This is a genomic window from Nocardioides sp., assembly GCF_025964975.1.
Classification (GTDB): Bacteria; Actinomycetota; Actinomycetes; order Propionibacteriales; family Nocardioidaceae; genus Nocardioides.
Window position 1 is genome coordinate 1 of the sequence record NZ_JAOPXV010000202.1, and the last position, 20821, is coordinate 20821.

Consider the following 20821-nt stretch of genomic DNA (forward strand, 5'->3'; position numbering starts at 1 on the left):
CTACAAGCTTAACGGCGACCTGCCCGAGGGCGCTACCGACACGGACCAGGTGCTCACCAACACCGAGATGCTCCGCAAGCACGGAGTCGTCGGCGACTTCGTCGAGTTCTACGGCCCGGGGGTCTCGGCACTGCCGCTGGCCAACCGCGCCACGATCGGCAACATGAGCCCCGAGTTCGGCTCGACCATCGCCGTCTTCCCCATCGACGAGCAGACCATCGACTACCTGCGCCTGACCGGACGCCCGGCCGAGCAGCTCGCGCTGGTCGAGGCCTACGCCAAGGAGCAGGGCCTCTGGCACGACCCTGACGCTGAGCCGCGCTACTCCGAGCGGCTCGAGCTCGACGTCTCCACGGTCGTTCCCAGCCTCGCCGGCCCGAAGCGTCCCCAGGACCGGGTCTCGCTGTCCGAGGCCAAGCCGGCGTTCCGCGCAGCCCTGGCCGACTACGTCAGCGAGGGCGTCACCGGTGGCGAGGACCGCAAGCCGGGAGTGCCCCAACAGGAGCAGCCCGAAGGCGTCCAGTCCAAGGTGGATGAGGCATCGGCCGAGTCCTTCCCCTCCAGCGACGCGCCCGCCTCCAACAGCGGGGGCGGTGGCGGCAACGGCAGCGGCGCCCCGGACGACTGGCACGACCATGCCGCCGCAGCGTCGGGCGGCCGTCCGAGCAACCCCGTCACGGTCACGCTCGAGGACGGCACGCAGTTCGAGCTCGACCACGGCGCCGTGGCGATCGCCGCGATCACCTCGTGCACCAACACCTCCAACCCGTCGGTGATGATCGGTGCTGCGCTGCTCGCGAAGAAGGCCGTGGAGAAGGGGCTGCAGCGCAAGCCGTGGGTCAAGACCACGCTCGCTCCCGGTTCCAAGGTGGTCTCCGACTACTACGAGAAGTCCGGCCTGACGCCGTACCTCGACAAGCTGGGCTTCAACCTCGTCGGCTACGGCTGCACGACCTGCATCGGCAACTCCGGCCCGCTGATCCCCGAGGTCAGCCAGGCCGTCAACGAGGGTGACCTCGCGGTCGTCTCGGTGCTGTCGGGCAACCGCAACTTCGAGGGTCGCATCAACCCCGACGTCAAGATGAACTACCTCGCCTCGCCACCCCTGGTGGTCGCGTATGCGCTGGCGGGGTCCATGGACGTCGACCTGTTCAACGACCCGCTGGGTCAGGACCAGGACGGCAACGACGTCTTCATGCGCGACATCTGGCCGAGCGCGCAGGAGGTGGAGGAGGTCGTCGCCGCCGCGATCAACTCCGACATGTTCGACGAGAGCTACCAGGACGTCTTCGCCGGCGACGAGATGTGGCGCTCGCTGCCGACCCCGGAGGGCGACACGTTCGCCTGGGACGAGGACTCGACCTACGTCCGGCGTCCTCCCTACTTCGACGGCATGCCTGACGAGCCCGCCCCGGTGGCGGACATCGAAGGCGCCCGCGTGCTCCTGAAGCTGGGTGACTCGGTCACCACCGACCACATCAGCCCCGCCGGTGCGATCAAGAAGGACAGCCCGGCCGGTCGCTACCTCGCCGAGCGCGGCGTCGGGCACCGTGACTTCAACTCCTACGGCTCACGCCGAGGCAACCACGAGGTCATGATCCGCGGCACCTTCGCCAACATCCGGCTGCGCAACCAACTGGCGCCCGGCACCGAAGGTGGCGTGACGCGCGACTTCACGGCAGACGGCGACGTCACGAGCGTGTTCGAGGCCTCCGAGCACTACCTGGAGGCGGGCACCCCGCTCGTCGTCCTGGCAGGCAAGGAGTACGGCTCCGGCTCGTCGCGCGACTGGGCGGCCAAGGGCACTTCGCTGCTCGGGGTCAAGGCGGTCATCGCCGAGTCCTACGAGCGGATCCACCGCTCCAACCTCATTGGAATGGGGGTGATCCCGCTCCAGTTCCCTCAGGGCGAGACCGCGGAGTCGCTCGGCCTGACGGGCGAGGAGGAGTTCGCGATCACCGGCATCACCGAGCTCAACGACGGCACCACGCCCCGGACCGTCAAGGTCAAGGCTGGTGACACGGAGTTCGACGCGGTCGTCCGCATCGACACCCCGGGCGAGGCGAACTACTACCGCCACGGCGGGATCATGCAGTACGTCCTGCGCAACCTGCTCAAGGCCTGAGCCGTACACGAGCTCGGTCGGAACTTCCTGGACCGCGCGCAGGCGGCCGTCGGTGACGACGGCCGCCTGCCGCTCGGCGTGATGGCGGAGTGGGACGTGTTCCCGTTCGAGCGAGAGGGACTGCGGGCCCGACCGCTCACCGCGCACGCCGACCCCGAGCCGGACCGTCGCAAGGCGCCGGCCGACTGCAAGACGTGCGCTGCGTTGGACCCGGCGGACCTCGTCCTCCACACGGGCGAGCGGCTCGCGGTGATCCGACCCGACGGCACCAACCTGCCGTTCGTGGCCAACATCGTCTCGCGCACGCACGAGCCGCTCGACGACCTCGACGACGACGGCCACGTCGAGCTGGGTCGTCTGATCGGTCGCACGTACGCCGCCCTGCGCGCCCTCGAGGGCATCGGCAACGTGCACGTCAACAAGTGGGAGAACGGGACCGGTCACCTGTCGGTGACGCTGCTGGCGCGGCCCTTGGGCGTGCTCCAGCTGCGCGGCTCCAACCTCGCCGCCTGGGCCGACATGCTGCCCCCGACGCCGGGCAAGGAGCTCGACGCCCGCGCGGCAGAGGTGCGGGCCGCGCTCGCCACTCGATGATCGCCCTCATCGAGTCCTTGCTCGTGCCGACCTCCCTGCTGCTCCAGGCGTTCCGCCCCGCCGGTAGCGTGACGCGGTGACCGAGCCGACCGTCGAGCAACTCGTGACGCCGGTCGACCTGTCGGGCGTCCAGATCTACGACATCACCGACCGCACCCACGCCCTCGACGACCTCGACTACCCCCAGACGCCGCCAGCCGGCGGGGCGCACGCGCCGGTCTGGCTGGAGTATGGCGCCTACGAGGAGCCGGTCCGGGACGAGAACGCCGTCCACGACCTCGAGCACGGCACCGTGTGGATCACCTACGACCCCACGCTGCCGGAGCGCGAGGTCGACGCGCTCGTCGAGAGTTGCCGGGCCACGGGATCATGTCGCCGTACGAGGGCTTGCCCAGTGCCGTGGTGGTGACCGTCTGGGGGGCCCAGCTTGCCCTGGAGCGCGCTGGCGACCCACGGCTGGCCCTCTTCCTCGAGGAGTACGGAGACGGGCACACCGCGCAGGAGTTCGGTGCCTCGTGCAGCGGCGGCACCACCGACCCCACCGGCGAGGTGCCGGAGCCGGGCGTCGGCGTCTGACCGCGGTCGCTACGGTGGTCGCATGCTCGTTGCCATCTCGATCGCGCCCATGTCCAGCGACCCGTCCGGGTCGGTCACCGAGGCCGTCGCCGCCGCCGTGCGAGTCGTCCGAGAGTCCGGGTTGCCCAACCGGACGAGCTCGATGTTCACCGAGATCGAGGGGGAGTGGGACGAGGTGATGGCGGTGGTGAAGCGCGCCGTCGACGTCGTCGCCGAGGTGTCTCCGCGCGTCGGACTCGTGCTCAAGGCCGACATCCGTCGCGGCTACGACGGGCAGCTCACCGCGAAGGTCGAGCGGATCGAGGAGGCCCTGGCCGGTGGAGAGTGAGGTCCACTCCTACCGCACCGGCGACAGGGAGGTCGTCCTCGACCTGACCGGCGACGTGGCCGCGTTCGTTGCCGGTCGCGGGGACGGGCTGGTGCACGTCTTCGTGCCGCACGCGACGGCGGGTCTGGCGATTCTCGAGACCGGCTCGGGGTCCGACGACGACCTGCTGGCCGCCTTGGGCGACCTGCTGCCGGCGGACGACCGCTGGCGGCACCGCCACGGCTCACCTGGGCACGGCCGCTCGCACGTCATGCCGGGCATCGTTGCGCCGTACGCCTCCGTGCCGGTCCTGGACGGGCGGCTCGCGCTCGGCACGTGGCAGAGCATCTGCCTGGTCGACCTGAACGTCGACAACGCCGAGCGGGACGCCCGATTCTCGTTCCTGCAGGGTTGAGAGGCGTCCTCCGTTCGGATTGACTCGAACGTGTGTGCGATCCAGACTGGAATGATGAGGCACCTCGCACCGCCCGGTTGGCCTCGCGACGTGCGTCCCCCGGACGCGCCCGACTGGGAGGCCACGGCCGCCAGTTGGCTGCTCGACCTGTGCCCGGCCGAGTACCGCCGCTACACCGGGCTGCGCAGGCACGTCATCGTCCTGGCGAGGTTCGCGGTCCTCCACGTCGAGGCCCAGCAGGCCGCCTGCCGCCGCGGGCTGAGCCAGATCCGCGCGGACCTCAAGGACGTAGCGACCCTCGAGGTCATCGACGCCGCGGTCCAGACCTTCCAGCTGGACGAGGCGCGGTTGATGGCCACGCGGCGATCGGTCGGGCTGGTCGAGGACGCGCTACGCGGACGGCGCTACGTCGCCCGCCTGTGAGACCTGCTCGGCCACGTGGTGGCCGATCCTTGGACCTGAGTCTTCTGAAGACTCAGGTCCAAGGATCCGTTCTGGTGTGGCGGGGGCGACGGCCTCGGGACCGGGATCGCTAGGGTCGGCGGGTGAGCTCCTTCTCGGCTGTTGCCGTCGTCGATGACCACGGCTGGATCCTGATGCAGGAGCGCGACGAGCACGCGCCGCTCGACCCCAACCGCTGGGGCTTGCCGGGCGGAGGGCTCGAGGCCGGCGAGGACTACCTCGCGGCTGCGGTCCGCGAGCTCGCCGAGGAGACCGTCCTCGACTCCATCCACCATCCCCGACTCGCAGGAGCACTCAGATGACCCTCATCGTCCACCCGGTCCCTGGCCATGGCGCCGAGGATGTCGTTGTCGCCCCCGATGGCAGCGTGTTCACCGGCACCGATGACGGCTCCATCGTCCGGCTCTCCGCGGACGGACGTCGCATCGACCGCGTGGCGCACACCGGCGGTCGTCCTCTCGGACTGGAGCTCTTCGACAACGGCGACCTGCTCGTCTGCGACGCCCTCGCCGGGCTGCTGGTGGTGCGGATGTTCGACGGCTCGGTCGAGACGCTGGTGACCGACGTCGACGGGGTCAGGATGCGGTTCTGCAACAACGCCGCCATCGCTGGCGACGGCACCATCTGGTTCAGCGACTCCTCCCTGCACTTCGGGATCGACCAGTGGAAGGCCGACTTCGTCCAGAACACCTGCACCGGCCGGCTCCTGCGCCGCGACCCCGACGGCACGGTCACGGTGGTGGTCGAGGGCCTCGCCTTCGCCAACGGCGTCGCGCTCAGCTCGGACGAGCAGTTCGTCGCCGTCGCGGAGACGGGCGCCCGGACCGTGGTCCGCCGGTGGCTCGCCGGACCTCGGGCGGGTGAGCGCGACTACCTGGTCCGTGACCTTCCCGGCTATCCCGACAACATCGCTCGGGGTACCGACGGACTGATCTGGGTCACCATCGCGTCTCCGAAGGACCCAGTCGTCGAACGCCTGCAGACCGCGCCGCTGCGGGTCCGCAAGGCCGTGACCCGCATCCCCGAGAAGCTGCAGCCCAAGCCGAAGGAGACCGTCCGGGTCCAGGCCTTCGACGACACGGGTGCCCTGGTGCACGACGTCGACCTGTCCGAGTCGGTCTATCACATGGTCACGGGGGTACGCGAGCACAACGGTCGGGTGTGGATGGGCAGCCTGCATGAACCGGCGATAGCGGTCTATGACTTGCCCATGAAATAGACTGCCGGACATGGGTCATCTCGAGTCGATCACGTCGCCGCAGGACCTGCGCTCCCTCGATGGAACCGAGCTGGACGCGCTCGCGGCGGAGATCCGCGACCTCATGATCTCCACGGTGGCACGCACGAGCGGCCACCTCGGTCCCAACCTCGGCGTGGTCGAGCTGACGCTGGCCATCCACCGCGTCTTCGACTCACCGCGTGACCGGGTCGTCTTCGACACCGGCCACCAGGCCTACGTCCACAAGCTCGTCACCGGCCGGTTCGAGCGGTTCGGCACGCTGCGGCAGGAGGGTGGCCTCAGCGGCTACCCGAGCCAGGCGGAGTCCGACCACGACATCGTCGAGAACTCGCACGCCTCGACTTCCTTGTCGTACGCCGACGGGCTGGCCAAGGCCTATCGCGTGCGGGGCGAGGACCGGCACGTCGTCGCGGTCATCGGCGACGGAGCGCTCACGGGCGGGATGGCCTGGGAGGCCCTCAACAACATCGCGATCGCCGGCGACTCGCGCCTCGTGATCGTCGTCAACGACAACGAGCGCTCCTACACCCCGACCATCGGTGGCCTCGCCACCGCGCTGACCACCCTGCGCACCAACCCGCGTTACGAGCAGGTGCTCGACCTCGTGAAGAAGCGTCTCAACGCGATCCCGGGCGTGGGCTCGGCGACCTACGACGCCCTGCACGCCGTGAAGAAGGGCATGAAGGACGCCCTGGCCCCCCAGGGACTCTTCGAGGACCTGGGCCTGAAGTACGTCGGCCCCGTGGACGGTCACGACCGGGACGCGATGGAGCAGGCGCTGACCCACGCCAAGCGCTTCAACGGCCCCGTGATCGTGCACGCCATCACCCGCAAGGGCGCCGGCTACGACCCGGCCGAGCGGCACGAGGCGGACCAGTTCCACGCGCCCGGACCCTTCGACGTGCAGACCGGCGCGGAGAAGCCGAAGGGCCTCATCTGGACCGACCACTTCGCCCAGCTGATCGTCGACATCGGTGCCCGCCGCAGTGACGTCGTGGCCATCACTGCCGCGATGATGCACCCGGTCGGCCTCGACAAGTTCGCTGCGGCGTACCCGGAGCGCACCTTCGACGTCGGCATCGCCGAGCAGCACGCCACCACCTCTGCAGCCGGGATGGCGATGGGTGGCCTCCACCCGGTCTTCGCCGTCTACGCGACCTTCCTCAACCGCGCCTTCGACCAGGTACTTATGGACGTCGCCCTCCACAAGTGCGGTGTCACCTTCGTCCTCGATCGCTCCGGGGTGACCGGTGACGACGGGGCCAGCCACAACGGCATGTGGGACATGTCGATCCTGCAGGTCGTCCCCGGGCTCCGGCTCGCCGCGCCACGCGACGTCACCCGGCTCGCTGAGCTGCTCGACGAGGCCGTGGACGTGGACGACGCGCCTACCGTGGTGCGCTTCCCCAAGGGGCCTCCGCCCGCAGACATCGAACCGGTCGGCAAGGCGGGCGGCGCCGACGTCCTGGTCCGCACAGGCGCTCAGGACGTCCTCATCGTGGCGGTCGGCTCCATGTGCACGGTCGCCGTCGACGTCGCCCAGCGGCTCACCGACCAGGGGATCGGGGTCACCGTGGTCGACCCGCGGTGGGTCAAGCCCGTGGACCCGGCCATCGTCGAGCTGGCCCGCGAGCACGATCTCGTCGTGAGCATCGAGGACAACGGCCGAGTGGGCGGCTGCGGAGCGATGCTCCTCCAGACTCTCAACGACGCCGGCGTCACCACGCCGTTCCGCCTCCACGGCGTCCCCCAGGAGTTCCTCGACCACGCCAAGCGCGACGTCATCCTCGCGAGGATCGGACTCGACGCCCAGACCATCGGGCGCGGCATCGTCGAGGACGTGACCGCGGTAGCCGACGGCCAGGCCCTGCTCGATGTCGATCACCACCGCTGACGCACGACCCCATCGCCGTGCGACTCTCGCCGGGCTGTGCCTGGCGCTCGCGACGGCCCTGACCGGCTGCTCCTTCGCGGACCACTCCAGCCGGCGCCCAGCGTCGGGAGGGCGGGCGGCCGACGAGGTGGTCCCACTGGTCCGCCAGGTGCTGAACCAGCGGGCTCGATCGCTCCGGGCTGGTGACGCGGCGGCCTTCCTGGCGACCACGGCGCAGGAGCGACCCCGCTTCGTTGCCAGCCAGCGCGTCTACTTCGACAACCTCATGCAGCTGCCGCTCGGCGTGCTGACCTACCGGCTCGACGCGAGCTCCCTGGTCAGCGCTGACGGGGAGTACGCCGCCGTGGTCCAGGTGCACCTGCAGCTCGAGGGGTACGACGAGGTGCCGGTCGTCCGGCCCACGCGCTTCCACTTCACCCGTCACCCCGACGGTGACGCGATGCTGGTCGCCGGCGATCGAGACCCTGCCTGGGAGCGACGCAACGACGTGACCGTCCCACCCTGGGTCCGGGGTCCGATCACGGTCAGGATCGGTACGGGGGTGCTGGGGGTCTTCGACGACGAGAGCGCCGTCAGGGCTGAGGACGTGATCAGTGCCGTCGAGGAGGGTATCGGCCGGGTGCAGCAGGTCGTGCCCTCCGAGTGGTCCGGCAACGTGGTCGTCTACGCGTTGTCCGAGACCGACATGCTCGAGGCGCTCGACGACCTGCCGGGGGGCGACCCCGACGCCCTCGACGCCGTCGCGTTCCCGGTGCCGGCCACGCCGGGCGGCGAGCACGGGGTCGTGGCCAGCACGCGCTTCCTCCTGCACCCGCGGATGCTCGACAGCGATCCCCGGCGGCTTGCGCGGTTGATCCGGCACGAGCTCACCCACGTCGCGCTCGGCAGCCGCGACGACGACCTGCCGACCTGGCTCAGCGAGGGGATCGCCGAGTGGGTCTCGGTCCAGGCACTTCCTGAGCACCAGCGCCTGATCAGCCAGCAGGCGATCGACGCCGCCAGGGCGGGACTGGACGAGCTGCCGGACGACGTCGACTTCAACGGGGAGGACCAGGCCGAGCACTATGGGATCTCGTGGTGGGCGTGCGAGGCGATCGTCGACATGTACGGCGAGGAGATGCTGTGGCTCCTGCTCGACGAGCTCGCCGCGGCGGGTCCGGCGGACCAGGCCGACGTGCTCCAGCAGACCCTGCAGCTGGGTCCCGGGCAGCTGGCCCGGGAAGCGGGGAAGCGGATCGTGGCGACGTACGGCTGAGAAGTGCCGGTTCAGCAGCGCCTGTTGGTCCCGCCGGGGGTCACGGCGACGTCGCGGCGGACGATGGAGAGTCGCGAGCCCCAACGACGGCACGCGCGGTCGAAGTCCTGGCCGCGGTACTCGACGACGTAGACCCGATCGGCGTAGGCGGCCGCGTAGCTCCCGCACTCGCGGTAGCGGCCGCACTCCTCGGCGACGGCGAAGTCGAAGCCGAGGGCCGGTCCTCGGGGGGAGAGCTCGGCCCAGTTCTTCTGGCCGGCGGCGAGGCCAGCAGCGTGGGCTCGCGCGGTCAACAACCGGGCGAAGGCCTTGTTGTCGCGCTGGGTGATCAGGCCCGCTGACCGGTCCCAGGAGTCGAGGTTGTCGAACTCGACGCCTTGGAAGCCCGCGGCGGCGCAGCCGTCGATCCAGGGTCCGACCACGGTCATCAAGGACCTCCGCTTGCGCGGTGTCCGGGTGTCGAGCAGCCACTCTCCCCAGGACTCGTCGACCACCGCCCGACCGGCGCGGTCCTTGAGCACGAGTGCCCAGTGCTCCCAGGTGTGCTCCCAGAACGCCCGTTCGTGCGGCTGGGTCTGGAAGGCGTTGACGTAGCAGATGTTGTAGTCCCCGGATGACGGAGCCACCGTGCGGTCGCGGGAGACGACGCCCACGCTGCCAGCCGGGGGGAACGATCCGCCGATCTGGTAGTCCCAGTCGACGCCGGGCGCGGGCAGCTCGACCGCCGTGGCGACTTCGTCAGAGGTCGAGGCCTGAGCTGACGGACCCACCACCGAGACGACCGCTGCCACGACGGCCCACAGCACCCACCGCTTCATCTAGGCCTCCGACCCTGCGTTCAGTGTGACGGCAACTGTACGAACATGTCGTCAGGAATGGTCACCTCGACGGAGTACTCGCGCAACGAGGGCGCCCGACCTTGTGGTCGGACGCCCTCGTCGGGCGGTGCGGTGCATCAGTGGAAACGCTTGCCCGTGACCTTCTCCGAGATGCCGGAGGTGTCGAGGAGCATCGTCAGCCCGCCGTTCCAGAAGGAGAAGCCGGCGCCGGTGATCATGGCCAGGTCCAGGTCCTCGGGAGCAGCCACGACGCCCTCGTCGAGCATCCGGCGCGCCTCGTCGGCCAGGGCGGACAGGGTCTGCGCACGGACCTCTGCAGCCGTCTTGACGGCCGGCGTCTCCGGCTTGACCAGCAGCGCCTCGACCTCGGGGTCGATCTCACCGTCGGGGCCGTAGAAGCTCCCCTTGCGCGCCTCGACGACGCGCTTGAGGCTCTCCGAGACGTAGAAGCGGTCGGGGAACGCGCGGTAGAGCGTCTCGTTGTTGTGCAGCGCGATCGCCGGACCGACGAGCGACAGCAGGACGTAGGGCGGCATCGGCGCGATACCGGCGAAGGCCGAGTCGACGACCGGCACCGGAGTGCCCTCGTCTGCGATCTTCGCTACCTCGCCCATGAAGCGACCGAGCAGCCGGTTGACGATGAAGGACGGGCTGTCCTTGCACAGGATGGTGGTCTTGCCGAGTCCCTTGCCGGTGGCGAAGGCGGTGGCGAGGGTCACGTCGTCGGTGCGCTCGCCCTTGACGATCTCGAGCAAGGGCATCACCGCGACCGGGTTGAAGAAGTGGAAGCCCACGACCCGCTCGGGGTGCTCGAGGTCGGCAGCCATCTCGGTGATGGACAGCGACGAGGTGTTGGTCGCCAGCACGCACTCAGGCGACACGACCTTCTCGGCGGCCTTGAAGACGTCCTTCTTGACCGACATCTCCTCGAAGACCGCCTCAATCACGAAGTCGGCGCCGGCAAAGGCCTCCGACTGGTCGATCGAGCCGGTGACCAACGCCTTGAGGCGGTTGGTCTTGTCCTGCGTCGCCCTGCCCTTCGCGAGCAGCTTGTCGAGCTCGGCGTGCACGTAGGCGACGCCCTTGTCGGCGCGCGCCTGGTCGAGGTCGGTGAGAACGACGGGCACCTTGAGGCGGCGTACGAACAACACGGCCAGCTGGCTGGCCATCAGGCCGGCGCCGACGATGCCCACCTTGGTGACGGGGCGGGCCAGCGAGCGGTCGGGGGCACCGGCCGGGCGCTTGGCGCGCTTCTGGACCAGGTCGAAGGAGTAGAGGCTGGCGAGCAGCTCCGGGGTCTTCGACATCGCCTCGAGGGCGTCATCCTCGGCGGCGAAACCAGCGTCGCGGTCGGCGTCACGGGCAGCGGCGATCAGCTCGACGGCGCGCTTCGCGGCGGGGGATGCCCCACCGGTCTTCGCCGCGACGATGCTCTCGCCGCGGGCGACGGCTGCGTCCCAGGCGGCACCGCGGTCGACGTCGGCCCGGTGGACGGCGATCTCGCCTGCCAGCACCGCGGCCGCCCAGAGCAGCGACTGCTCCAGGAAGTCAGCACCGCCGAAGACGGCGTCGGCCAGACCGAACTCGAAGGCTTGCTGGCCCTTGAGGGTCTTGCCCTGGTTGAGCGGGTTCTCGACAAGAAGGGTCACCGCCTTGTCCGCACCGACGAGGTGAGGGACGAGGTAGGCGCCGCCCCAGCCCGGCACGAGGCCGAGCATGACCTCGGGCAGTCCGAGCGCTGGAGCCGAGTCCATCACCGTGCGGTAGGTGCAGTGCAGCGCGACCTCGAGGCCGCCGCCGAGGGCGAGGCCGTTGATGAAGCCGAAGGACGGCTTGCCGCCCGGCTCGCCCAGCTTGCGGAAGACCGCGTGGCCGAGCTCGGCGATCGTGCGCACCGCGTCGGGCCCACCGGACTGGATGGACGTCAGGTCGGCGCCCGCTGCCAGGATGAAGGGCTTGCCGGTGATGCCGATCGCGTCGATCGAGTCGTCGGCCAGGGCCGCGTCGATGGCGGTGTTGAGAGCGAGCAGCGAACCGAAGCCGAAGGTGTTGGGCTTGGTGTGGTCCTCACCGTTGTCGAGCGTGATCAAACCAAGGGTGCGGCCGCCGGGGAGGGCGACCGTCCGCAGCTTGGCCTCGGTCACGCGCTCGGCGTCCGAGGTGAGCCCCTGTGCGCGCTCGAGCAAGGAATCGATACTCACGAGGTCTCCTCGGTGTTGTTGCCGGTCCAGTTCGGGTTCTCCCAGATCACCGTGCCGCCCATGCCGATGCCGACGCACATGGACGTCAGTCCGTAGCGGGCCTCGGGGCGCTCTTCGAACGCCGTCGCGAGCTGGGTCATCAGGCGGACGCCGGACGAGGCCAGCGGGTGGCCCATGGCGATCGCGCCGCCGTACGGGTTGACCCGGGCGTCGTCGTCGGCGATGCCGTAGTGCTCGAGCAGCGAGAGCACCTGGACCGCGAAGGCCTCATTGATCTCGAAGGCGTCGATGTCGTCGATGGTCAGGCCGGCCTTGGCCAGGGCCTTCTCCGTGGCCGGGATGGGACCGGCACCCATGACCTCGGGCTCCACGCCACTGAAGGCGTAGGACACCAGGCGCATGCGGATCGGCAGCCCGAGCTCGCGTGCGGTCTCCTCGTCGGCGAGGAGGGCAGCGGTCGCTCCGTCGTTGATCCCGGCCGCGTTGCCGGCCGTCACCCGGCCGTGGGAGCGGAACGGGGTCTTGAGCCCGGCGAGCGACTCCATCGTCGTGCCGGCACGGACGGGCTCGTCGGTGGTCGCGAGACCCCAGCCGGCATCGGCGCTGCGCGTGGCGACAGGTACGAGGTGGGGCTGGAGCTTGCCGGCGTCGTAGGCGGCGACGGTCTTGGCCTGGGAGCGCACGGCGTAGGCGTCGGCGCGCTGCTTGGTGATCGTGGGGTAGCGGTCGTGGAGGTTCTCGGCCGTGTTGCCCATGGACAGCGCCTCGGGGTCGACGATCTTCTCCGAGATGATCCGCGGGTTCGGGTCGACCCCCTCGCCCATCGGGTGGCGACCCATGTGCTCGACCCCGCCGGCGATGACGACGTCATAGGCGCCGAAGGCGATGCCGGCGGCCGTGGTGGTCACAGCGGTCATCGCGCCCGCACACATGCGGTCGATGGCGAAGCCCGGCACGCTCTGCGGCAGGCCGGCGAGCAGCGCTGCGGTGCGGCCGATGGTCAAGCCCTGGTCGCCGATCTGGGTGGTCGCGGCGATCGCGACCTCGTCGACCCGCTCGGGCGGGAGTGAGGGGTTGCGGCGCATGAGCTCGCGGATGCACTTGATGACGAGGTCGTCGGCGCGCGTCTCGGCGTACTGCCCCTTCGCCTTGCCGAACGGGGTGCGTACGCCGTCGACGAAGACGACCTCTCGCAGTTGACGGGGCACATGAGCTCCTGGTGGGACGGGACACGAGTGGGACGCCGGCAAGGTTACCCCTCAGTAACAATCCCCGACAGTCCCTGCGCTGTGTGCCCAGTCACTGTGAGGTCACGCGGTGCCGGCCGCGGTCGCGACGTCACTAGGCTGGGGGGCATGCCAGAACCCTCCCGTCTCGTGCACATCGTCGACGAGTCCGGCGCGGAGCTCGACGACGCCTCCGAGCTCACGCTGGTCGTCGTGCTCTCCGGCTTCCTCGACGCGGGCAAGGCGGCCGAGCTGGCGGTCCAGCACCTCGAGAGCCTGGGCGAGGGTCGCGTCGTCGCCACCTTCGACGTCGACTCGCTCCACGACTACCGCGCCCGGCGACCACCCGTCTCGTTCGTCCGCGACCACTACGCCGACTACGAAGCGCCCCGCCTGGTGGTACGAGCGCTGCGCGACACCGGTGGCACGCCCTTCCTGCTGCTCCGCGGTCCCGAGCCCGACATCCGCTGGGAGGGATTTGCCCGGGCGGTGCGCGAGGTGGTCGAGCGCTTCGGCGTACGCCGCGTGGTCAGCCTGGGCGCCGTACCCATGGCCGTGCCCCACACGCGCCCCATCGCCGTCACCCCGCACGCCAACCAGCCCGAGCTGGTCAGCGGTCCGAGCCCCTGGAGCGGCGAGCTGAGGGTGCCGGCCAGCGCCCAGGCCCTGCTCGAGATCCGGCTGGGGGAGTGGGGACATGCTGCGCTGGGCTTCGTCGCCCACATCCCGCACTACCTCGCGCAGATGGAGTATCCCCAGGCAGCCCTCGTGCTGCTCGAGCAGCTCGAGCTCGGGGGCCGCCTGACCATCGACCTCACCGACGTCCGGGAGGCAGCCGAGATCACCGAGACCGAGATCACCAACTACCTCGAGACCCACCAGGAGGTGAGCGAGGTGGTGCACGGGCTCGAGCAGCAGTACGACGCGTTCCGTGCCTCCGAGGACGCCGGGTCCTCGCTCCTTGCCGACGACCAGCCCATGCCCACGGGCGAGGAGATCGGGCGGCAGTTCGAGCAGTTCCTTGCCGGTCTCGACCCGCGTGACGACGACGGGCAGGAGCGCTGATGGCCGGCTCGGCCGAGGAGCTCGTCGCCCTGCTGGTGCTGGAGGAGCTCGACGCCGACCTCTTCCGCGGTCTCCAGGCCACCACCGGGCGGCAGCGGGTCTTCGGCGGCCAGGTCGCCGCCCAGTCGGTGATGGCCGCCAACCGCAGCGTCGACGACGCCTACGTCATGCACTCCCTGCACTCCTACTTCCTGCGTCCGGGAGACCCGGCTGTGCCGATCGTCTACGACGTGGAGCGGATCCGCGACGGGCGGTCGTTCGCGACCCGCCGGGTGATGGCGCGCCAGCACGGCCGCCCGATCTACTACCTCACGGCGAACTTCCAGCAGCCCGAGGACGGCTACGAGCACCAGAACCAGATGCCCGAGGTCGTCGCACCGGACCAGGGCGTCCCGATGGTCGACCTGGCCCGCCGCAGCGGCGCCGGCGCCGCCGAGGAGTGGCAGCGTGAGTGGGCGGCCCTCGACGTCCGCTACCTCGGCACGTCGGCCATCGGCCTGCCCGAGGACCCGCTGCACCCGGCACGCGCCCAGCTATGGATCCGGGTGGCCGGGGACCTCGGCGACGACCCGTTGACCCACCAGGCGGCGTTCACCTACGCCAGTGACCTGACGCTCCTGGGCGCCGCGCTGGTGCCGCACGGCGTGCACTTCGGGACGCCGGGCCTGCAGATGGCCTCCCTCGACCACACCGTCTGGTTCCACCGGCCGTTCCGGGCCGACCGGTGGTGGCTCTATGACCAGATGTCGCCTGCGGCGGTCGGCGGCCGGGGACTGGCCACGGCCAGCGTCTACACCGAGGACGGCACGCTCGTGGCGACGGTCGCGCAGGAGGGGCTGATCCGGCACCGCGACCGGACCACCGAGACCACTGGGCCTGCTGCCTCCTTGGACGACTAGCACCGAATCCCTGTTTTTCTCGGCATTTCGCGAACAGACACGCCGTCGGCGTGGTTACGTGTGATCACTCGTGTGGCGCCTGTGACTCTTCCCCGGCTCGGTCGACACGCTTTCTGTTCCCCATTTCGCGAAAGAGTGAAGACCGCGCCGTGAACCCCCTGTCTCGACCCCTGCTCCGGCCCCTGCTCCGGCCCGTGCTCCGGCGCGTCCGGCACCGCCTGCCGTCCATGTCCCTGGTCGCGATGGCCGGGCTGGCGCTCGCGCTCTTCACCGGCTCGGTCGCCCATGCCGTACCCCTCACACCGCACCAGATGCCGTTCCCCTGCGGACAGACATGGACCGGGTCCACGCGCGGCAGCCACACGCCCTCCATCCGGTCCATCGACTGGAACCGGACCGCCGACGAGGACGACGCCGTCGTGGCGTCCGCCTCCGGGGTCGTGACCAAGGCGGACACGACCAGCACCCGGAGCTACGGCCACCAGGTCGTCATCGACCACCAGAACGGCGAGAGCTCGATCTACGCCCACCTCAACGCCGTCACCGTCACCCTGGGCCAGTACGTCGACCAGGGCGCCACCATCGGCACGGTCGGCAACACCGGCAACTCGCACGGAGCGCACCTGCACTTCGAGCAGCGGTCCGGCACCTCCGTGATCGCCGCCTCCTTCCAGGGCGTGCCCTACGTCTACGGCGGGCTGACCTCCTACAACTGCGTCGACGTGCCGCTCGCCGGGAACTTCTCCGGCGACGCCGGCTCCGAGGTCGCGGTCTATCGCCGCGGCAAGAAGTCTTCCTTCGTGGTCAAGGAACCGGCGGGCGAGCGAGTCCTTCCGTTCGGGAAGTCGACCGACGAGCCGGTCGTCGGCGACTGGGACGGCGACGGCGCCGTCAACCTCGGCACCTGGCGCCCGAAGCAGGCGAAGTTCCGCCTGCAGACCACGACAGGAGTCGTGAAGGTGCGCTTCGGGCTCGTGTCCGACCGGGCGATCTCGGGTGACTGGGACGGCAACGGCACGGACGAGATCGGCGTCTACCGCGCCGCCGCCGGCACCTTCCACCAGCGTGGAGCGGACGGGACGTCGGTGAGCGTGCTGCTCGGCGACACCGACGACCTGCCGGTCACCGGCGACTGGGACGGCAACGGCGTCACGGACCTCGGGGTCTTCGACCTGGCGACCGCCACGTTCACGATGCGGCTCGTCGACGCGAACGCCCAGGTCCAGACAGCCCAGCTCGTGCTGGGCGTTCCGGGCGACCTGCCGGTCACCGGGGACTGGGACGGCAACGGCGCCACGGACCTCGGGGTCTGGACCCCAGGCACGGCGACCTTCACCCAGGCGCTGGTGCAGTTCCCGGCGCCGACCCCGCCGGTCGTGACCGTCGCGCCGACGGCCGCTCGGTTGAGCGTGGCGACCGTGCAGTTCGGCCTGCCCCGCCGCTGAGATGTGCTCGGGCAGGCTGAGGTCTGCTCAGGCTGGAGTCGCGCGACCGAGCAGGTGCGGCGACCTGTCCTTGGGGTTGGTCAGCGCGAACGTGTGCGTGCCGCCGTCCGCACGGTCCGTGAACGCGACGGTCCCCGGCAGGAAGACCGGCTTCCTGAACGCGACCTCGACGCTGACGGCGTCGGGCAGCCGGTTCTCGATGGCGGCGATGCTGCGGGCGAGGGTCCACATACCGTGCGCGATCTGCCGGGGGAACCCCAGCGCCCGGGCCGTCAGCGGGTAGAGGTGGATCGGGTTGTGGTCGCCCGAGACGGCTGCGTAGGTCCGCCCGAGATCGCCCGGGAGCCGCCACTCGACGCCGCCGCTCGGCGAGTTGTCGATGACGAGGCCGGCATCGGTGTCACCGGCGGGCTTCGCGCCCCGACGCAGGTAGGTCGACGTCGACTCCCACACCACCTCGTCGCTGCTCGAGACGGTCGTGACGAAGTCGAGCAGGGCTCCCTTCGCGTGCGCCCGGGGCGCGCCCACTGCCGTCGCCACCTCCAGTACCTCCCCGACGCCGATCGGGCGGTGGCCGGTGATGACGTTCTCCAGGTGCACCATGCCGATCGGCTGGTAGGGGAAGGCCCCCTCGCTCATGATCGCCATGTGGAGCGGGAACGCCAACAGGTGCGGGTAGGGCAGCGGCACGGTGTCCTTGCGGGGGAAGCGGCACACATCGGCATACCTCTCGACGCCGGCACGGGTCGCCGTGACCCCAGTGCGGGCGTAGGACAGCCCGGCGAAGTCCTCGGGCGGCGACTTCCGGATGCCGGGCAGCAGGTTGACGCCCGGCACGGCAGGTAGCGCGGCCTTCAGCAGAGTCGTCAGCCCGTTGGGCTCCCCGTCCACCTGCTTGACGGGTCCCGGGAATGCGGCGGCCATCAGGCGCCCAGCATCATCTGGCCGCAGACGCGGACCACGTTGCCGTTGACGGCCGTCGACCCGGGGGACGCGAACCACGCGATCGCCTCGGCGACATCGACCGGCAGCCCACCCTGGCTCATGGCGTTGAGACGCTGGCCGACCTCGCGGGTGGCGAACGGCACCGCCGCGGTCATGGCGGTGATGATGAAGCCCGGGGCCACGGCGTTGATGGTGATGCCGCGGTCGACGTCGTCGGCGAGCGACTCCACCAGCCCGATCACGCCTGCCTTGGAGGCGGCGTAGTTGGTCTGCCCGACGTTGCCGGCGATGCCCGCGATCGAGGCGACGCCGATGATCCGGCCGTTGTCACCGATGACCGCCTCGTCGAGCAGTGCGCGGGTGATCCGCTCGGGCGCGGTGAGGTTGACCCCGATCACGCTCGCCCAGCGGTCCTCGGCCATGTTGGCGAGCTTCCTGTCCCGGGTGATGCCGGCGTTGTGCACGACGATGTCGACCCCGCCGTGCCCGGTCTTCAGGTGGTGGGCGATGCGCTGCGGCGCGTCCTTGGCGGTGATGTCGAGGCTGAGGTGGTCGCCGTCGAGCTCCCTCATCAGGGCCTGGAGCTCGCTGGCGGCCTGGGGTACGTCGACGCCGACGACCTTCGCCCCGTCGCGGTGCAGCACCCGGGCGATCTGCTCGCCGATGCCCCGGCTGGCACCGGTGACAAGGGCGACCTTGCCCTCGAGCGGGCGGGTCCAGTCGGGGACCGGCGCGGCCTCCTGCTCGCCGTGGGCGCCGATGCGGACGACCTGGCCGGACACGTAGGCCGACTTGGGCGAGAGCAGGAAGGCAAGTGTCGAGGCGATCGCGGCCTCCGCCCCCGGGGACACATAGACCAGCTGCACGGTGCCGCCGCGGCCGATCTCCTTGCCGAGCGAGCGGGTGAAGCCCTCGAGGGCGCGCTGGGCGACCCGCTCGGACCCCTCGACGGACTCGGGCGTGGTGCCCAGCACGACGACGCGTGGGCACGTGTCGAGGCGGCGCATCAGGGGAGAGAAGAACTCCTGCAACGCCACCAGGCCGGTGGTCTCGGTGATGCCCGTGGCGTCGAAGACCAGCGCCTTGTACGTCTCGTCGTCGGCCGGTTCGGTCGTCGAGTTCACCCCCAGGTCATCGAGGACGCCCGGCAGCTGGACCGTCAGCCGCCCGTCGCCGCCGACGAGGACCGTCCCCCGGACGAGGGGTGCACCTTCGGCGTACCGCTCGAGGGGGGTGGGGCTCGGCAGGCCGAGGTTCTTCGCCAGCATCTTGCCGATGGGCGAGGAGACGAAGCCCTGGTAGCGATCGCTCATGGGTGCTGAACCTCCGAAGGGTCACGGGAAGACGGTGTGGGCACGATGTAACAAGACGTGTAACTCAGTGTCCACATATCGTGATGTGGCGCTCATTGCATTTGCTCCGGCCCACGTCAGAGCAAGGATAGGAGCAGAGCGCTGACAGGATCAGCCCCCAACTGCTCGGACCCTCCCATCACGCACAGGAGCACACATGCAGTCCCAGACCCGCCGCGTCGCCGTCCTCGGTGGCAACCGCATCCCCTTTGCCCGGTCCAACACCGTCTATGCCGGCGTCTCCAACCAGGAGATGCTGACGGCCACGATCGACGGGCTGGTCACCCGATTCGGCCTCGAGGGCCAGGTCGTCGGTGAGGTGGTCGCCGGTGCCGTGCTGAAGCACGCCCGCGACTTCAACCTCGCGCGCGAGTCGGTGCTGGGGTCTCGGCTGGCAGCCGAGACGCCGGCCACCGACATCCAGCAGGCCTGCGGCACGGGGCTGCAGGCGGCCATCCAGGTGGCGAACAAGATCGCGCTCGGCCAGATCGACTCGGGAATCGCCGGTGGCACCGACACCACGTCGGACGCGCCGGTGGCGATCAGCGACAAGCTGCGCAAGAAGCTGATGAAGGTCAACTCCGCCAAGGACACCGTCAGCCGGCTCAAGGCCCTCGGTGCGATCCGCCCCGGCGACATCGGCCTCGACGTCCCGCAGAACGGCGAGCCGCGCACGGGCCTGTCGATGGGTGAGCACGCCGCGCTGACGGCGATCGACTGGCGCATCAGCCGTGAGGCGCAGGACGAGCTGGCTGCGGCGTCGCACCAGAAGATGGCCGCGGCCTACGACCGCGGCTTCTTCGACGACCAGATCACCCCGTTCCGCGGCGTCGAGCGAGACAACAACCTCCGGCCCGACTCCACCGTCGAGAAGCTCTCCCAGCTCAAGCCGGTCTTCGGCCGGGGCGAGGCCGCGACGATGACCGCCGGCAACTCCACCCCCCTCAGCGACGGTGCCTCGGCGGTGCTGCTCGCCTCCGAGGACTGGGCGGCCGAGCGCGACCTGCCCGTCCTGGCCTACCTCACCGAGTCCGAGACGGCCTCGGTCGACTACGTCAACGGGGCCGAGGGGCTGCTGATGGCGCCCGCCTACGCCGTACCCCGGATGCTCGAGCGCGCCGGGCTGACGCTGCAGGACTTCGACTACTACGAGATCCACGAGGCCTTCGCCTCGCAGGTGCTGGCGACGCTGGCCGCGTGGGAGGACCCGGTCTTCTGCAAGGAGCGGCTGGGACTCGGCGCGCCCCTGGGCTCCATCGACCGCGACAAGCTCAACGTCAACGGGTCCTCGCTCGCCGCAGCCCACCCCTTCGCCGCCACCGGAGGCCGGATCATCAGTTCGCTGGCCCACCAGTTGGCCGAGAAGGGGTCCGGCCGGGGGCTGATCTCGATCTGCGCCGCCGGCGGCCAGGGAGTCGTGGCGATCCTCGAGCGCTGACGCCCGGTCAGGGGCGGGTGAGCCGGAACCACTCGCCGCGGTTGCCGCCCGAGGTCCGCGCGGGTGAGGGCGCGGCGGCTGCTCCGGCGCCGGTCACGGCGCTGACGTTCCAGCCCCGGTAGGCACGCTCGAGATCACGCTGCAGCGCGTCCTTGGGACGTACGGGCCACGCCCTGGCGCCACCCGTGCGCACGAGCACCGTGGCGTCGGGCTCGGCGAGCTCGGTGACGCCGCCCGCCATGAGCGTGCGGCCGGCGTCGTCGAGGCTCTGGAAGCAGCCCATGTCGAGGAAGAGGTCGAAGCCCGAGCCCACGCCGGAGTGGACCAGGTGCCGGACGTCTGCGATGACGAACCGGGCGTCGTCGAGTCCGTTGCGCCGGACCGCGGTGTCCACGGCCTGGCGGACGTTGTCGACCCCCATGGCGTCCCAGCCGCGGTCGAGCAGGAGCTTGGTGTTGAGGCCGCGACCGCAGCCGAGGTCGATGGCCCGACGGACCCGGTCCGGTCGGTCGGCCTCCTCGCGCTGGAGGAGGTGGACGAGGG

General features: G+C 70.3%; 19 protein-coding genes and 1 pseudogene. 14 read left to right on the forward strand and 6 right to left on the reverse strand.

The window, feature by feature from the left end:
- The 10 genes and pseudogenes from JWN68_RS15650 to JWN68_RS15695 form a co-directional block, all read left to right on the forward strand.
- Window positions 1-2125 (forward strand): aconitate hydratase (locus JWN68_RS15650; protein WP_297740561.1); only part of this gene is annotated, 2125 nt, incomplete at its 5' end.
- Window positions 2126-2221: 96 nt separating this feature from the next.
- Complete coding sequence (locus tag JWN68_RS15655) at window positions 2222-2719, forward strand: hypothetical protein (RefSeq protein WP_297740563.1); 498 nt, start codon at window positions 2222-2224, stop codon at window positions 2717-2719.
- Window positions 2720-2822: 103 nt separating this feature from the next.
- Window positions 2823-3295 (forward strand): annotated as a pseudogene (locus tag JWN68_RS15660) (DUF3105 domain-containing protein).
- A 22-nt stretch (window positions 3296-3317) separates the two neighbouring features.
- Window positions 3318-3623 carry a thiamine-binding protein gene (locus tag JWN68_RS15665; RefSeq protein ID WP_297740565.1) on the forward strand — a complete coding sequence of 102 codons (306 nt, stop codon included), beginning with the start codon at window positions 3318-3320 and terminating at the stop codon, window positions 3621-3623.
- Complete coding sequence (locus tag JWN68_RS15670; protein WP_297740567.1) at window positions 3613-4017, forward strand: YjbQ family protein; 405 nt, start codon at window positions 3613-3615, stop codon at window positions 4015-4017. The genes JWN68_RS15665 and JWN68_RS15670 overlap by 11 nt, the downstream gene beginning before the upstream one ends.
- Before the next feature lie 90 nt (window positions 4018-4107).
- Complete coding sequence (locus JWN68_RS15675) at window positions 4108-4440, forward strand: hypothetical protein (protein WP_297740569.1); 333 nt, start codon at window positions 4108-4110, stop codon at window positions 4438-4440.
- A gap of 122 nt (window positions 4441-4562) precedes the next feature.
- Window positions 4563-4781 carry an NUDIX domain-containing protein gene (locus tag JWN68_RS15680; protein WP_297740571.1) on the forward strand — a complete coding sequence of 73 codons (219 nt, stop codon included), beginning with the start codon at window positions 4563-4565 and terminating at the stop codon, window positions 4779-4781.
- Window positions 4778-5698 (forward strand): SMP-30/gluconolactonase/LRE family protein, encoded by a 921-nt coding sequence (locus JWN68_RS15685; protein WP_297740573.1) that lies wholly within the window; start codon window positions 4778-4780, stop codon window positions 5696-5698. The genes JWN68_RS15680 and JWN68_RS15685 overlap by 4 nt, the downstream gene beginning before the upstream one ends.
- A gap of 10 nt (window positions 5699-5708) precedes the next feature.
- Window positions 5709-7613, forward strand: a complete 1905-nt coding sequence (gene dxs, locus JWN68_RS15690) for a 1-deoxy-D-xylulose-5-phosphate synthase (protein WP_297740575.1) — start codon at window positions 5709-5711, stop codon at window positions 7611-7613.
- The gene (locus JWN68_RS15695; RefSeq protein ID WP_297740577.1) at window positions 7594-8868 is read left to right on the forward strand and encodes a hypothetical protein; all 1275 of its coding nucleotides are present in this window, start codon (window positions 7594-7596) and stop codon (window positions 8866-8868) included. Before dxs ends, JWN68_RS15695 begins: the two co-directional genes overlap by 20 nt.
- 11 nt (window positions 8869-8879) lie before the next feature.
- Here the strand turns inward: JWN68_RS15695 and JWN68_RS15700 are convergent, their stop codons facing one another.
- From JWN68_RS15700 to JWN68_RS15710, 3 genes are all read right to left on the reverse strand, one after another.
- The gene (locus tag JWN68_RS15700; protein WP_297740579.1) at window positions 8880-9686 is read right to left on the reverse strand and encodes an endo alpha-1,4 polygalactosaminidase; all 807 of its coding nucleotides are present in this window, start codon (window positions 9684-9686) and stop codon (window positions 8880-8882) included.
- A 137-nt stretch (window positions 9687-9823) separates the two neighbouring features.
- Window positions 9824-11908 (reverse strand): 3-hydroxyacyl-CoA dehydrogenase NAD-binding domain-containing protein, encoded by a 2085-nt coding sequence (locus JWN68_RS15705; RefSeq protein WP_297740582.1) that lies wholly within the window; start codon window positions 11906-11908, stop codon window positions 9824-9826.
- Complete coding sequence (locus JWN68_RS15710; protein WP_297740584.1) at window positions 11905-13116, reverse strand: thiolase family protein; 1212 nt, start codon at window positions 13114-13116, stop codon at window positions 11905-11907. Before JWN68_RS15710 ends, JWN68_RS15705 begins: the two co-directional genes overlap by 4 nt.
- Window positions 13117-13263: 147 nt before the next feature.
- Here JWN68_RS15710 and JWN68_RS15715 point away from each other — a divergent pair, with 147 nt between their 5' ends.
- The 3 genes from JWN68_RS15715 to JWN68_RS15725 all read left to right on the forward strand — a co-directional run bounded on the left by JWN68_RS15715 (window position 13264) and on the right by JWN68_RS15725 (window position 16543).
- The gene (locus JWN68_RS15715) at window positions 13264-14199 is read left to right on the forward strand and encodes a PAC2 family protein (RefSeq protein WP_297740586.1); all 936 of its coding nucleotides are present in this window, start codon (window positions 13264-13266) and stop codon (window positions 14197-14199) included.
- On the forward strand, window positions 14199-15098 hold the full coding sequence (locus tag JWN68_RS15720; RefSeq protein WP_297740588.1) for an acyl-CoA thioesterase II: 900 nt from the start codon (window positions 14199-14201) through the stop codon (window positions 15096-15098). Before JWN68_RS15715 ends, JWN68_RS15720 begins: the two co-directional genes overlap by 1 nt.
- A gap of 149 nt (window positions 15099-15247) precedes the next feature.
- Window positions 15248-16543, forward strand: coding sequence for a M23 family metallopeptidase (locus JWN68_RS15725; RefSeq protein WP_297740590.1), 1296 nt, complete (start codon window positions 15248-15250; stop codon window positions 16541-16543).
- A gap of 27 nt (window positions 16544-16570) precedes the next feature.
- Here the strand turns inward: JWN68_RS15725 and JWN68_RS15730 are convergent, their stop codons facing one another.
- Together JWN68_RS15730 and JWN68_RS15735 are read right to left on the reverse strand one after the other, a co-directional pair.
- Entirely contained in the window at window positions 16571-17467 is an 897-nt protein-coding gene (locus JWN68_RS15730) for a MaoC/PaaZ C-terminal domain-containing protein (protein WP_297740592.1), read from the reverse strand.
- Window positions 17467-18801 (reverse strand): 3-oxoacyl-ACP reductase, encoded by a 1335-nt coding sequence (locus JWN68_RS15735; protein ID WP_297740594.1) that lies wholly within the window; start codon window positions 18799-18801, stop codon window positions 17467-17469. Before JWN68_RS15735 ends, JWN68_RS15730 begins: the two co-directional genes overlap by 1 nt.
- A 196-nt stretch (window positions 18802-18997) precedes the next feature.
- Here JWN68_RS15735 and JWN68_RS15740 point away from each other — a divergent pair, with 196 nt between their 5' ends.
- The gene (locus JWN68_RS15740; RefSeq protein WP_297740596.1) at window positions 18998-20278 is read left to right on the forward strand and encodes an acetyl-CoA C-acetyltransferase; all 1281 of its coding nucleotides are present in this window, start codon (window positions 18998-19000) and stop codon (window positions 20276-20278) included.
- A 7-nt stretch (window positions 20279-20285) separates the two neighbouring features.
- On the opposite strand, the gene JWN68_RS15745 is transcribed toward JWN68_RS15740, so the two are convergent.
- A partial coding sequence (locus tag JWN68_RS15745) for a methyltransferase domain-containing protein (protein ID WP_297740599.1) occupies window positions 20286-20821 on the reverse strand: 536 nt, incomplete at its 5' end.

Excerpts from the sequence above, each read along its gene's own strand:
- JWN68_RS15665 (WP_297740565.1), top strand. The coding sequence starts at position 3,318 with ATGCTCGTTGCCATCTCGATCGCGCCCATGTCCAGCGACCCGTCCGGG.
- JWN68_RS15685 (WP_297740573.1), top strand. The coding sequence starts at position 4,778 with ATGACCCTCATCGTCCACCCGGTCCCTGGCCATGGCGCCGAGGATGTC.
- dxs (WP_297740575.1), top strand. The coding sequence starts at position 5,709 with ATGGGTCATCTCGAGTCGATCACGTCGCCGCAGGACCTGCGCTCCCTC.
- JWN68_RS15695 (WP_297740577.1), top strand. The coding sequence starts at position 7,594 with ATGTCGATCACCACCGCTGACGCACGACCCCATCGCCGTGCGACTCTC.
- JWN68_RS15700 (WP_297740579.1), bottom strand. The coding sequence starts at position 9,686 with ATGAAGCGGTGGGTGCTGTGGGCCGTCGTGGCAGCGGTCGTCTCGGTG.
- JWN68_RS15715 (WP_297740586.1), top strand. The coding sequence starts at position 13,264 with ATGCCAGAACCCTCCCGTCTCGTGCACATCGTCGACGAGTCCGGCGCG.
- JWN68_RS15720 (WP_297740588.1), top strand. The coding sequence starts at position 14,199 with ATGGCCGGCTCGGCCGAGGAGCTCGTCGCCCTGCTGGTGCTGGAGGAG.
- JWN68_RS15730 (WP_297740592.1), bottom strand. The coding sequence starts at position 17,467 with ATGGCCGCCGCATTCCCGGGACCCGTCAAGCAGGTGGACGGGGAGCCC.
- JWN68_RS15735 (WP_297740594.1), bottom strand. The coding sequence starts at position 18,801 with ATGAGCGATCGCTACCAGGGCTTCGTCTCCTCGCCCATCGGCAAGATG.
- JWN68_RS15740 (WP_297740596.1), top strand. The coding sequence starts at position 18,998 with ATGCAGTCCCAGACCCGCCGCGTCGCCGTCCTCGGTGGCAACCGCATC.